Source organism: Pseudomonas sp. GW531-T4 (assembly GCF_017349615.1).
GTDB classification, from domain to species: Bacteria; Pseudomonadota; Gammaproteobacteria; order Pseudomonadales; family Pseudomonadaceae; genus Aquipseudomonas; species Aquipseudomonas chlororaphis_I.
Genome location: NZ_JACMZT010000002.1, coordinates 138,012 through 151,365, shown reverse-complemented (window position 1 = coordinate 151,365; position 13,354 = coordinate 138,012). Strand labels below are relative to the sequence as shown.

Annotated in this window: 10 protein-coding genes; 5 read left to right on the top strand and 5 right to left on the bottom strand. The window is 63.9% G+C overall.

Annotated features, from left to right (window positions below; genetic code table 11):
* Nucleotides 1-81 precede the first annotated feature (81 nt).
* Both J4D28_RS02360 and J4D28_RS02355 read left to right on the top strand, forming a co-directional pair.
* Nucleotides 82-1,935, top strand: a complete 1,854-nt coding sequence (locus J4D28_RS02360) for a polyurethanase (RefSeq protein WP_103330679.1) — start codon at nt 82-84, stop codon at nt 1,933-1,935.
* A 311-nt stretch (nt 1,936-2,246) separates the two neighbouring features.
* A complete protein-coding gene (locus J4D28_RS02355; RefSeq protein ID WP_016705125.1) occupies nt 2,247-2,639 on the top strand; it encodes a hypothetical protein in 393 nt (130 codons plus the stop codon).
* 21 nt (nt 2,640-2,660) lie between these two features.
* Here J4D28_RS02355 and J4D28_RS02350 read toward each other — a convergent pair whose 3' ends face one another.
* Nucleotides 2,661-2,885, bottom strand: coding sequence for a YgdI/YgdR family lipoprotein (locus J4D28_RS02350; RefSeq protein ID WP_007922767.1), 225 nt, complete (start codon nt 2,883-2,885; stop codon nt 2,661-2,663).
* A gap of 218 nt (nt 2,886-3,103) precedes the next feature.
* Here J4D28_RS02350 and J4D28_RS02345 point away from each other — a divergent pair, with 218 nt between their 5' ends.
* Nucleotides 3,104-4,756, top strand: a complete 1,653-nt coding sequence (locus J4D28_RS02345) for a VRR-NUC domain-containing protein (RefSeq protein WP_038632671.1) — start codon at nt 3,104-3,106, stop codon at nt 4,754-4,756.
* A complete protein-coding gene (locus J4D28_RS02340; RefSeq protein WP_103330680.1) occupies nt 4,753-7,041 on the top strand; it encodes an ATP-dependent DNA helicase in 2,289 nt (762 codons plus the stop codon). The genes J4D28_RS02345 and J4D28_RS02340 overlap by 4 nt, the downstream gene beginning before the upstream one ends.
* On the opposite strand, the gene J4D28_RS02335 is transcribed toward J4D28_RS02340, so the two are convergent.
* Complete coding sequence (locus J4D28_RS02335) at nt 7,026-8,234, bottom strand: serine hydrolase (protein ID WP_103330681.1); 1,209 nt, start codon at nt 8,232-8,234, stop codon at nt 7,026-7,028. The two genes, J4D28_RS02340 and J4D28_RS02335, sit on opposite strands and share 16 nt — an antisense overlap.
* 73 nt (nt 8,235-8,307) lie before the next feature.
* Between J4D28_RS02335 and J4D28_RS02330 the strand changes: the two genes are divergently transcribed.
* Nucleotides 8,308-8,934 carry a TetR/AcrR family transcriptional regulator gene (locus J4D28_RS02330; RefSeq protein WP_103330682.1) on the top strand — a complete coding sequence of 209 codons (627 nt, stop codon included), beginning with the start codon at nt 8,308-8,310 and terminating at the stop codon, nt 8,932-8,934.
* A gap of 25 nt (nt 8,935-8,959) precedes the next feature.
* On the opposite strand, the gene J4D28_RS02325 is transcribed toward J4D28_RS02330, so the two are convergent.
* The 3 genes from J4D28_RS02325 to J4D28_RS02315 form a co-directional block, all read right to left on the bottom strand.
* Entirely contained in the window at nt 8,960-9,373 is a 414-nt protein-coding gene (locus tag J4D28_RS02325) for a TIGR03067 domain-containing protein (protein ID WP_028684103.1), read from the bottom strand.
* Between the two features lie 43 nt (nt 9,374-9,416).
* Complete coding sequence (locus tag J4D28_RS02320; protein WP_009049205.1) at nt 9,417-10,064, bottom strand: response regulator; 648 nt, start codon at nt 10,062-10,064, stop codon at nt 9,417-9,419.
* A 74-nt stretch (nt 10,065-10,138) separates the two neighbouring features.
* On the bottom strand, nt 10,139-13,354 hold the full coding sequence (locus J4D28_RS02315) for a hybrid sensor histidine kinase/response regulator (protein ID WP_103330683.1): 3,216 nt from the start codon (nt 13,352-13,354) through the stop codon (nt 10,139-10,141).

Sequence of the window (13,354 nt, the reverse complement as noted above, 5' to 3'; positions counted from 1 at the left end):
CTGTTTTTAACGCAGCATGACCGAGCGCAGCCACTTTTTGGGCAGAGCCTAACAAGTTCAACAACAAAGAGAGGCGATACCATGGGTGTGTATGACTACAAAAACCTCGGCACAGAAGATTCAAAGGCGCTGTTTTCCGATGCGCTGGCGATCACGCTGTATTCCTACCACAACCTCGACAACGGCTTTTCCGCCGGTTATCAGCAGTACGGTTTCGGCCTCGGCCTACCGGCGACCCTGGTCACGGCGCTGATCGGCAGCAGCGATTCGCAAGGGGTGATTCCCGGGCTGCCCTGGAACCCCGACTCGGAGAAAGCCGCGCTGGAGGCGGTGCAAAAGGCCGGCTGGACGCCGATCGGCGCTTCCCAGCTGGGCTACGACGGCAAGACCGACTTCAGGGGCACCTACTACGGGGAAAAGGCCGGCTACACCACCGCCCAGGCGGAAGTGCTCGGCAAGTACGACGACCAGGGCCACCTGACCTCCATCGGCATCGCCTTTCGCGGCACCAGCGGGCCCCGTGAATCGGTGATCGGCGACTCCATCGGCGATGTGATCAACGACCTGATGGCGGCGTTCGGGCCCAAGGACTACGCCAAGAACTACGCCGGCGAAGCCTTCGGCAAGCTGCTCGCCGATGTCGCGGCCTTCGCCCAGGCCAACGGCCTGACGGGCAAGGACATCCTGGTCAGCGGCCACAGCCTCGGCGGCCTGGCGGTCAACAGCCTGGCGGACCTGAGCGGCGATCACTGGTCGGGGTTCTACCAGGATGCCAGCTATGTCGCCTACGCCTCGCCGACCCAGAGCGCGGGGGACAAGGTGTTGAACATCGGCTACGAAAACGACCCGGTGTTCCGCGCCCTCGACGGCTCTTCGTTCAACCTGGCGTCCCTCGGCGTGCACGACACGGCGCAGGAATCGGCGACCAACAACATCGTCAGCTTCAACGACCATTACGCTTCGGCGGCCTGGAACCTGCTGCCGTTTTCCATCCTGAATATTCCGACCTGGCTGTCGCACCTGCCCACCGGCTACGGCGACGGCATGACGCGGATCCTCGAGTCGAAGTTCTACGACCTGACGAGCAAGGACTCGACCATCATCGTCGCCAACCTGTCGGACCCGGCCCGGGCCACCACCTGGGTCCAGGACCTCAACCGCAATGCCGAGACCCACAAGGGCAGCACCTTCATCATCGGCACCGACAGCAACGACCTGATCCAGGGCGGCCAGGGCAACGACTACCTGGAAGGCCGCGCGGGCAACGACACCTTCCGCGACGCCGGTGGCTACAACATCCTGCTGGGCGGGCAGGGCAGCAACACCCTGGACCTGCAGCAGTCGGTGAAGAACTTCAGCTTCGCCAACGACGGCGCCGGCACCCTGTATGTGCGCGATACCAATGGCGGCATCAGCATCACCCGCGATATCGGTGCGATCACCAGCAAGGAGCCGGGCTTCCTCTGGGGCCTGTTCAAGGACGACGTGACCCACAGCGTCACCGACAAAGGCCTGCTGGCGGGGAGCAACCTGACCCAGTACGCCTCTTCGGTGAAGGGCGACGCCGCGGCCAATACCCTGACCGCCCACGCTGGCGGCGACTGGCTGTTCGGCCTGGACGGCGATGACCACCTGATCGGCGGCCAGGGCAACGATGTGCTGGTCGGTGGCGCGGGTAACGATTTGCTGCAGGCGGGCGGCGGCGGCAATATCTTCCTGTTCAGCGGCGACTTCGGCCAGGACCGCGTGCTGGGCTACCAGAGCAGCGACAAACTGGTGTTCCTCGGCGTCGAAGGCGTGGTCGCCAACGACGACTTCCGCGCCCACGCCAGCACCGTGGGCAACGATACCCTGCTGACCTTCGGTGGCGACTCGGTGACCCTGGTAGGGGTGAGCCTGGACAGCCTCAACGGCGCGAGTATCACCATCGCCTGAGCACTGACCGCGCGAGGTGGCGATTTTGCCTCGCGCGGTCACGGACTTTCCCTCGGCAGCACTTCTCGCCAAAGCAAGGGGATTCGCCCGTAGGGTGACCCGCAAGCCTGGAAATGACTCCAATACCTGCCCAGCTGCGACGCGGCGCTCGATAGAGCATCGACTCAGCGCCAGGCGGGGTGATGGCGCGCGTGCGTTCCAGGGCCATTAAAGTCCGCAGGAGTTGGCGCGTTATCAAGGCAGGCGGCCGCAGCCCAGGTAGCGGCCAATGCTCATTCAACGGCAACAGTGAACAGCAGGAGAACTACAAGGTGAGTGATAACCAGAGGTATGGCATCGGTCTGGCGCTGGTCCTGATAGCAGGCAGCGTAATGGCCGAGGACTTGCCTCAGCAATCGATCCTGAAGCGCTACGGCGTGACCCCGGACCAGCTCCCGGCCGCTGCGCCGGCCACCGACAAGCAAGTAGAGCCCGAGCCGAGCAGCCGCTTTCATATCGACGCGGAACGGCCTTGGGCGAGCGTGACTCTGGGGGAGGGTAAAAAGCCTGAAACCACCGGCAATATCAGCATCGATAATGCGGCCGCCCGGGAATTCGAGCGTTGCCAGCGGGTGCGTGGAGAGCTGCAGAAGCGTGGGGAACAGCGATACATTTCCTGCGATAACAGCGTGCCGGGGCAGAATTCGGCACCCTGGTCGCCCTGAGGGCGACCAGGTTCGATCGGCTCAGTCCTCCTGGCGGACGGTGGCGACATCGGCCGCCTTGATGCGGATCTTCTTGCCGGCGATGTCTTCGAATTCGTAGAACCCATCGGCGGTCTTGGCGTTAGGCATGTCCTTGGTCAGGTATTGCGTGCCGTTCTGCAGGGTCACCACGGTCGGCGAGGCGCAGCCGCCCAGTGCCAGGAAGGCTGCAACGGCCAACGGCAGGCCCAGGTATTTGACGTTCATAGACAAACCTCTCTTCATGAATCTCTGTGAGTCCACCCATGATTGGCGGCTCGCGACTATATGGCTATCCGCCCTTGGTGTGATTAACCGCAAGAAAGTTCTGCGGCCCCGTAAAAAAACCTGTAACGCCACTTATCCAATAGTGTTTGCCAGGGCAGGTCGGCAGCTGTTATCTGTATGCATAACCAGTATCCACCTCTTTGCGGCGCGCTTGTCCTGTGACTTCCAACCCTCTGGAAAACCCTCTTTATTACCTGCACAACTTCCAGCAGGTGCTGGCCTGGCTCGAGCTGCGCTACGCCGATGTGCTGTCACCTGAAGAGCTTAGCTTCATTGCCGACTTCGCGGCCCTGGCCCAGCCATCCCAGGCCCTGCTGGTGCGCATGATCATGCGCAAGGGCTGTCATTTTCGCATGTCCCGGCTGGTCTATGAAGAAATCGGTGATACCCGCGCGGCCGTCGCACCGCTGGTGCGCCTGGGCTGGGTCGACGAACACGCGCCGCTGACCCTGGAAGAGCTGTTCAACCTGTTGCAGAAGGCGGAAATCCTCCACGGTTTTCGCCCGGTGATCGAGCAGCCGAAGGCCCGTAAGTCCGACTGGCTGGCGGCGCTGGCGCCGCTGTTCGACGAGCCGCGGAGCCTGGACCAATGGTGCCCGGGGCTGGAAGACGGGGTGTGCAGCCTGACGGTCATGGCGCTGTGCGACCGCTTGCGCCTGATGTTCTTCGGCAACCTGTACCAGGACTGGTCGGAGTTCGTGCTGGCCGACCTGGGCATCTTCACCTACGAGAAGGTCGAGTTCCGCGACGACGCCCGGGCCCTGCGCAGCCGCGCCGATGTCGAGGGTTTCCTGTACCTGGAGGATTGCCGGCAGTGCTTCGAAAGCGGCGCGGCGCTGGACGAGGTGCTGGCGGGCATCCAGGCGTTCGCCAGCGACAATCCCTGGCTGCAGCGGCGCCGGGCCAAGCTGCTGTTCCTGCTGGGCCAGCACTGTGAGCGGCTAGCCGAATGGCCGCTGGCGGCCGCCATCTACCAGGCCTGCGCTTATCCCGGGGCGAGAGCGCGGCTGATCCGCGTCTTCGAGCGCAGCGGCGATTACCCGCAGGCGCTGGCCCTGGCCGAGGCGGCGGCACTGGCCCCGTACAACGCGGCCGAGCAGCAGCAACTGCTGCGCCTGCTGCCCAGGCTGCGGCGCAAACTCGGCGGCCCGGCCACGCCGCGTGGCGGCACCCGGCCGACACTGCGCCTGGACCTCAGCCTGCCGCGGGTCGATCCAGAGCTGTCGGTGGAGTTCCATGTGCAGGCCCATCTCCACGAGGAGCAGGCGCCGGTGCACTACGTGGAGAACAGCCTGATCAATTCGCTGTTCGGGCTGCTCTGCTGGCCGGCGATCTTCGCGCCGCTGCCCGGGGCGTTCTTCCATCCGTTCCAGCGCGGCCCGGCGGACCTGTTGAGCGAGGACTTCCACAGCCGGCGCACCGAGCTGTTCCAGGCCTGCCTGGCGGAGCTGGATGACGGGCGTTATGTGCAGACCATCCGCCAGCGTTACCTCGACAAGTGGGGCGTGCAATCGCCCTTCGTGTTCTGGGGCGCCCTCAGCGAAGAGCTGCTGGAGCAGGCCCTGGCCTGCCTGCCGGCCGAGCACCTCAAGCACTGGTTCGACCGCCTGCTGCAGGACATCAAGGCCAACCGCGCCGGCATGCCGGACCTGATCCAGTTCTGGCCGCAGCAGAAAACCTACCGGATGATCGAGGTCAAGGGCCCTGGCGACCGCCTGCAGGACAACCAGCTGCGCTGGCTGGAGTTCTGCCAGCAGCACCAGATGCCGGTGGCGGTCTGCTACGTGCAATGGGCGGAGCAGGGCGCGTGAACTACCGCATCGCGGTACGGGCGCTGTGCGAATTCACCGCCAAGGTCGGCGACCTCGACCTGCGCTTCACCCCGTCGCCCACCGCGCTGGAAGGCATCCAGGGCCACTGCACGGTGGCGGCGCGGCGCAGCGCGAACTATCGGAGCGAAGTGTCCCTCGAAGGCAGCTTCGGCGCGTTGACCGTCAAGGGCAGGGCGGACGGCTACGACCCGGACGCCAACCTGTTGGAAGAGATCAAGACCTACCGTGGCGACCTGGAGCGCATGCCGGCCAACCATCGCCAGCTGCATTGGGCCCAGGCGAAGATCTATGGCTGGTTGCTGTGCCAGCAGTTGCAGTTGAGCAGCATCCGTCTGGCCTTGGTGTACTTCGACATCCTCAGCGAGCGCGAGACGTCGCTGGTGGAAGAGCACGGGGCCGAGGCCCTGGAGCAGTTCTTCAACCAGCAATGCAGCCTGTTCCTGCAATGGGCCGAACAGGAACTGGCCCACCGGCACGCCCGCGACCAGGCCATGGCGGCGTTGAGTTTCCCCCATCCCGACTTCCGTCCGGGGCAGCGCAGCCTGGCCGAGTCGGTGTACAAGGCGGTGAGCACCGGGCGCTGCCTGATGGCCCAGGCACCGACCGGGATCGGCAAGACCCTGGGCACGGTGTTTCCCATGCTCAAGGCGATGCCGGGGCAGCAACTGGACAAGCTGTTCTTCCTCACCGCCAAGACCCCGGGACGCAAACTGGCGCTGGATGCCGCCGAGGTGCTGTTCGAGCGCCGCCCCGGGCTGCCGTTGCGAGTGCTGGAACTGGTGGCCCGGGACAAGGCCTGCGAGCACCCGGAACTGGCCTGTCATGGCGAGTCCTGCCCGTTGGCCAAGGGTTTCTACGACCGTCTGCCGGCGGCGCGGCAGGCGGCGAGCCAGGTGTCGCTGCTGGACCAGCAGGCGGTGCGCGAGATCGCCCTGGCGCATGGGCTGTGCCCGTATTACCTGAGCCAGGAAATGGCCCGCTGGAGCGATCTGCTGGTGGCGGACTACAACTACTACTTCGATTTCAGCGCCTTGCTGTTCGGCCTGGCGCAGGCCAACCAATGGAAGGTTGCTGCGCTGGTGGACGAAGCGCATAACCTGGTGGAGCGCGGGCGCTCGATGTACAGCGCCAGCCTCGACCAGTACCAGTTGAACGCTGTGCGCCAGGTCGCCCCGGAAGCGCTGAAGAAGCCGCTGCAACGGCTCAACCGCGAATGGAATGCCTTGCACAAGGAGCAGCTGCGGCCCTACCAGGCCTATGACCAGGCGCCGGCCCCGTTGCTCAAGGCGCTGTCGCTGTGTATCTCGGCGATCGGCGATTACCTCAACGACCATCCGCAAGGGCTGGACAGTCGGTTGCAGGGCTTCTATTTCGACGCCCTGCAATTCGCCCGGGTGGCTGAACTGTTCGACGAGCAGTTCCTGTTCGATATCAGCAAGCGCGAACTCAATGCCCGCCGCAGCCTGTCCGAGTTGTGCCTGCGCAACGTGGTGCCGGCGGGCTTCCTGGCGCCGCGGCTGAGTGCGGCGCGCAGTACGGTGCTGTTCTCGGCGACGCTCAATCCCTGGCATTACTACCGCGACCTGCTGGGGCTGCCGGAGACCACGGTGTGGGTGGATGTCGAGTCGCCGTTCAGTGCCGCGCAGCTGGACGTGTACATCGTCAGCCGGATCTCCACCCGTTTTGCCCATCGCCAGGCGTCCCTGGCGCCCATCGTCGAGCTGATCGCCAGCCAGTTCCGCCGGCGCCCCGGCAATTACCTGGCGTTCTTCAGCAGCTTCGATTACTTGCAACAGGTGGCCAGCCTGCTGGCCGAACAGCACCCGGATATTCCTCTGTGGCAGCAGTCCCGCGGGATGGATGAAGGGCAACGCCAGGCGTTTCTCGAGCGCTTCGACGCCGATGGCCAGGGAGTGGGTTTCGCCGTGCTGGGCGGGGCGTTCGGCGAGGGCATCGACCTGCCGGGTTCGCGCTTGATCGGCGCCTTTATCGCCACCCTCGGCCTGGCCCAGTTGAACCCGGTGAACGAGCAGTTGAAACAGCGCATGGCAGCGATTTTTGGCGCCGGTTACGACTACACCTACCTGTACCCCGGCCTGCAGAAGGTGGTGCAGGCCGCGGGCCGGGTGATTCGCAGCCAGCAGGACCGTGGCGTGGTGATGCTGATCGACGACCGCTTCGCCGAGCCCAGGGTCCGGCAATTGCTGCCGGGCTGGTGGTCGCTCGACGCCCCGGGCGGCGAGGCGCTTCAGGGCGCCGGGTAGGCGGCGTCGCGGATCTCCCGGGTAAAGGCCCCCGACATGCCCTCGAAAGCGGTGTTGGTCAGCGCCACCACGGTCAGCCTGGCCTGAGGGTCGACGAACCAACTGTGGCCGTAGGCACCGCCCCATTGCAGGGTGCCCCTGGATTGCGGGGTGCCGGCCAGGGCCGGATCGTCCAGCACCGCCCAACCGTAGCCGAAGCCCCAGCCCGGCCCCTGGGTCTGGGCCTGGGCGCCGACCTGGTCGGTCATCATCGCCTGCACGCTGCGCGCGGAAAGCAGCGGGCCGCCACCCTGGCGCAAGGTGTCGAGAAAACGCGCCACATCCATGGCGGTACCGGCCATGCCGGCGCCACCGGAGGGATAGGAGCGCGGGTCGAAGATCCGCTGGAGGGAGAACCGCGTGGTACTTTCGCCGACCCTGATCGCCGCTTCGTCCTGCATCCGACTCGGCCGCGGACGGTCATCGCGGTACACCGCGCCGAGGCGGGCAGGATCCTTGACCGAGAACGCGGTGTCGTTCATGTCCAGAGGCTTGGTGAGCAGTTCCTCGGTCAGGGTCGGCAGGCTTTTGCCGCTGGCCTTTTCCAGCACGGCGCCCAGTACGTCGATGGCCATGGAATAGCGCCATTGCGTGCCCGGTGGATAACTCAAGGGCACGCTGGCAATGCGTTTGAGGTTGTCTTCCAGGCTCATGCCCGGCTCGGCCAGGCCATCCGACACCCCCGCCGTGCGATAAGCCCCGTGCTCGGCCTCGAGAAAGCCGTAGCTCAGGCCCGCAGTGTGGGTCAGCAACTGCTTGAGGGTGATCGGCGGTTGCGTGCCATCGGCCAGCGTTGGGCGGAAATCCGGCAGCCATTGGCTGACTGTGTCGTCCAACGACAGCGTGCCCTGTTCCACCAGGCGCATGGCGACCGCGGACACCATGGGCTTGGTGACGGACGCCAGGCGCAGGATGGTGTCGCCGGTCATGGGCCGGGCCGCTTCGCGGTCGGCGAAACCGGCGGCGCGCTGGTACACCACCTGGCCGTCGCGCATCACCACCACCACGGTGCCGACGATCCGCTGTTCGTCGATGGCCCGTTCGATGGCCGTGTCCATGCGCCTGCCGAGTTCCTCGTCCGGCGTGGCAGCGCCGGCCAGCGAAGCGCCGAGGGTGGCGGCCAGGGCAAGCAGACCTTTACGGGTTCGATCCATGGGAGGAAGCCTCTATAATCACAGTGTTCGTTATGATTAACCGGCATTTGTTCTAATTTCAATAGTGATCACTATGATAAATAACCCTGCTGCCGTGGTGCGCCGTCGTGGACGGCCGATTGCCTTTGATCGCGACCAGGTCCTGGCCCTGGCGGCCGAGGTGTTCTGGCGCCTGGGTTATGAAGGCGCCTCGATGCCGGAGTTGTCGGCGGCCATGGGCATCACGGTGCAAAGCCTGTATGCCGCGTTCAGGTCCAAGGCCGAGCTTTACCAGCAGGCGCTGCTGCATTACCAGCGCAGCACCGGCGCCTTTGCCGAGCGGGCACTGCGCGAGGAGGCGGACGTGGTGGACGGTTTTCTCCGCCTGCTGCGCGAGGCGGCCCATGAGCACAGCCTGCCGGGCCGGCCGCGGGGCTGCATGATCTCCACCGCGACCCTGACCTGCGCGGTGGAAAACGATGCTATTCGTGAATTTGTCAGTGCCCTGAGGGCCAACACCCTCCAGGCCTTTGAAGCGCATATCGAGCAGGGCATCGCCAGCGGGCAACTGCGCGCCGATACCCAGGCCGCGGCGCTGGCCCGGTATATCGGGGCGATCATTCAAGGCATGTCGGTACAGGCCCAGGATGGCGCGGATTGCGCAGCGTTGCTGGCGATCGGCGAGTTGGCGGGACGGGAAATACAGCGGGCCAGGGCCTGACGGGATGCCCGCCAATAAGCGAGCCTCAGCGGTTGCCGAGGCCTGTGCCGTCCTGTGAGACGCGGATGAACCGGCGCAGGGTTTCACCCGGCCCGGTGCGGAACTCGGTGGGCCTGGGTTGGCCCTCGTCCGCGGCGATGAAGACGAATTCATCGCCTTCGAGTCGATAGCTGGCCGGCAAGTGCTTGCCGGTGTCGGCACCCATGGAATCGACCCAGGTAATGGACTTCGGCGTGGTCCGGGTATCGAGGGTAAAACTACCCGCGAGCAACAGCTCGCCTTCAAGCGTCACGACACGGAACCCTTGCCCCTGGATCAGGGTAAGGGCGCCTGGGGCGCCATGTTCGTCAGGTGGGTTGCTGACCCCGTTGTCCTCGTACTCCACCTGTTCCCAGGCACCTTGAAGCTGTTGCAGATCGAACTGGTCGTCGCCGGTCATCGCCGTTCGGGCCTTCTGTCTTCGCTGGGTGAAAGGGGCGGGGTCAGTTGAAGATGTTGCGACCGATGCAGTACGTCAGCAGGTCCTGGTCGCTCTCGACTTCCAGCTTGCGCATGGCGGAGATTTTCTGTGCGCTGATGGTCTTCGAACTGCGGTTCTGGCTTCGGGCAATGTCACTGACGCTCTTGCCGGAAACGAACAGCCGCAGGATTTCAAACTCCTTGGGCGAGAGCATGGAAATCCGGTCGTCGATGCTTGCATTGGACTCGATGACCGAGCTCGGCGCAGGTTCGATACTCTGATAGGAACCTCTTTCGACGATGGTCTTGAGCGCCACCTGGATTTCATTGTGCAGCTGGCTTTTCTGGATCACCCCGACCACCCCCAGCTCATGCAGGCGTGTAAGGATCAACTGGTTGGAGATCATGGTCAGGATCAGTACCTGCAGGCGCGGGAAGTGGCGCTTGAGGTACTCGACCAGCTTGAGGCCGTCGCCGTAGGGAGAATCCCCGGGCATGTTGTAATCGGTAATGACGATATCGACCGGTTGTTGCTCGAGGATTTCGATCAAGCCCTGTGAGCTGATGGCTTCACCGACTATTTCAAAGTTGCTTTCTCGTTCCATCAACTCGCGAACGCCGAGCAGAACAATCGGGTGATCGTCGGCGATGACTACTTTAAATTTTTCCATGACTAGCCACTCGTAATACGCCGGTTGGTAAGGAGAAAGAATAAGGGATTGCGTTCATCAAATCTTGTCGCGTCTCATTCAAGTGCATTAAGAATATCCGTCAAGCTTTGTATCAGGCTTTTCACCTCAAGGGTCACGGAAGAAGTCGTCGCGCTTTGCAGTATCCGGGACTCCAGTTCGGCACAGTTTTTCGCCAGCGTGCTCAACTGCACGGCACCCAGCGCGCCGGCGGCGCTGTGCAGTCGCTCGGCGAGCCGCTTGGCATCCTGGGCGTCGAGGGCGTCGGTCACGCTCTGGATATCCTGGCGCATGGTGGTAATGAACAGCGCACGCATTTTCGGAGACAGCTCGATCATGGTGTCGCCGGTCGCGGGGGGAGGCGTTGCATCGATCATCGGTTGCGGTTCCTGGGCAGGCGCGTTCGCGCAGAGATTCGACAGGTAGTGGTGCAGCGTCTGCAGGCTCAAGGGTTTGACCAGCCAGGCATTCATGCCGACAGCCATGCAGCGGGCACCTTCTTCGCGCAGGGCATTGGCCGTGACCCCGACGATCGGAATTTCCCGGTCGCGCTCACGCAGGGCCCGGGTCAGTTCATAACCGTTGAGCAGCGGCATGTTCACATCGGTCAGCACCAGGTCGAACACCTGCGGCTGCCAGAGCTGCAAGGCTTCTTCGCCGTTGGAGGCGGCGGTCACCGTGCAGCCCAGGGCTTCGAGTTGCTCCTTGATGATCGCCTGATTGATCGCGTTGTCCTCGGCCACCAGTATATGCAGGCCGAGCCTGCTGCTCAGGTCGTATTCGGGAGCGGCGGGCGCAATGGTTTTCCCATGCAGGGTCAGGGAGACGGCCCTGGCAATGGCCCGCACATCATGGGCATCCACGCTGCAGCCTGGCTTTGGCTGTGCCGGCGGGTGTTCGCCGCTGGCGCACAGGACCCGGGGGCCGGCCCAGGCGGGCAGGTTGTCGGAGGGCAGGACATCGACCAGCAGGTTGGCCTGGCGCGACTCTTCGACAAAGGCCGGCAATGGCTTGGCGACCACGCCGAGGCGATTCAGCCAGTCGCAGGTGCTCTGCGTCAGCTCCACGGCGGGCGCCCGCACATACACCGCCTGGGTGGTCGGCAGGATGTCCGCGCAGCCATCCAGCGAGCCCGGCATGACCTTCAGCCCCAGCCGCAGCGAGAAGCTGCTGCCCAGGCCGGGCTCGCTGACCACGCGTATCTGGCCGTCCATCATTTCTGTCAACCAGCGGCATATCGCCAGGCCGAGCCCGGCACCGGCCTCGCTGGAAGCGTCGCGTACCTGGTAGAAGGTGTCGAACAGCCGCTCCTGCTGGGCTGGCGAGATGCCGATGCCGGAGTCGGTGACCTGCCATTCCAGGCTGGCCTGGCCCTCCACGGATTCCAGGACCCTGACCCGCAGCACGACACGGCCGGTGTCGGTGAACTTGATGGCATTGCTGAGCAGGTTGTTGAGGATCTGGCGGATCCGTATCGGGTCGCCCTGCAACTGGTCGGGCAACGTTGCATCGACACAGGCGTACAGCAGCAAGCCCTTGTTTTCGGCGAAGACACTGTAGGCATGCAGCGTGTCCTCGATCATCTGCAACGGGCAGAACGCCTGGGACTCGATCGCCATCTGCCCGGATTCGATCTTGGAAATGTCCAGCACATCGCTGATCAATTGGAACAGGGTGCTGGACGAGCGCTGGATGGTTTGCAGGTGTTCGCGCTGCCGCGCATCCAGGCGCGTCAGCCCGAGCAGTTCCAGGGTGCCCAGCACGCCGTAGAGCGGGGTGCGTATTTCGTGGCTCATGGTGGCGAGGAACAGGGTCTTGGCTTCGCTCGCCGCATCGGCGGAGCGTCGCGCCTGTTCCAGCATGGCCGCGCCCTCGATATGGCTGGTCACGTCGTGGAAGGCACAAAGCACGGCATCCTCGCCCTGGTAACGGGTGGGCACGAACCCTACCTGCAGGTGGGTACCGTCAATGTCCAGCCGGGTTTCACCGGCGACGGACAGGTCCTGCCGGTTCTCCAGGGCCATCCGCAGTTTTGTGCTGCCTTGCCACTGCTGGGCTTTGCGGTTTTCCAGCAGGACCTTGAAGTCCGAGCGACGCACCACGCACAGGCCGGTGGGCGCGCTATCGATCACGGCCCGGCTGAAGGCCTCGCTTTCGGCGGTGCGTTGGTAAGCCTCGTAGACCGGTTTGACGATGCGCGACTGATACCGGCGACTGACCAGCCAGCCACAGCCGATGCCGCCGATCAGCAAGGCCAGCAAGACCGGCAAGGGCCACAGGGTGTAGTTGAAGTAGCTCTTGAAACCGATGGTGTAGAGGGCGGTCCAGGGCTCGGCGGAGTTGCTCGAGACTTTGAAGACCATGCCGTCGCCGGTGATGTTCAGCCCGTCATGCAGCACGTCGCCCGGTTGCAGCGAACCGCTCAGCACCTTGCCGGAGGGGGCGATCAGGGTCACATGGTCATAGGTCGACCACGGCATGAGTCGCTTGATGTCACTGACCAGGTCCATGCTCAACAGCGACGCAATGCCGACCGGGTTGCCGGCGTCCTGGACGCCTGACCCTTGCGGCCCGAGGTGGGCGCTGACATAGGCCAGCAGCCGGACGGGGGCCTCGTTGGCCTGATGCGGGACCAGGGGTTCCCAATCGACCACGCCATCGGCCCGTGCCGGATCGTTCGCCAGCAGCAGCTTGAGTGTTTGCAGGACGAGTGCCTTGTTGGGGGTGTCGTTTTTCCAGAGCGGGTCTCGTGAATGCCCGGCTGCCGGAATGCCGATATTGAAGCTGTCCTCGACATCGAACAGAAAAAACGGCGGTGACTGGTAATGGGAAGTGGACCAGAAGGCGCTGTAGTAATCGGTCAGGTGCTCTCCCAGATCGGATAGCCTGGCCAAGGTGTCAGGTGCGATGTTCTGTTGGTTGACGGACAGGCTGAAGGGCGTGGAAAAGGCGAATTCCTGGCCCAGGTAGTTGTGCAATCCCTCTTCGGGCAAGGCGCTTTTCAGGTACGAACCCGAGTCGCTGGAGCGCAAGGGGACCTGGGTGCCTTGTACGGCGACGCCACGGAGGAAGTCTTCATGTTCGCGGATGTCTTCCATCATCCGCGCAAAGTGCGCCTTGAACCTGTCGTGTTGTTCTTCGAGCAGTTTGTGTGACGACCAGTAACTGATGGCGATCAACAGCAGGGTCAAGCCGAGAAAAATCAACAATCCCTTGTTCAGGCGAGTCGAGTATCGTTTCAGATTCTCGAGAAGCGTGTCCTGGTGGTTCAT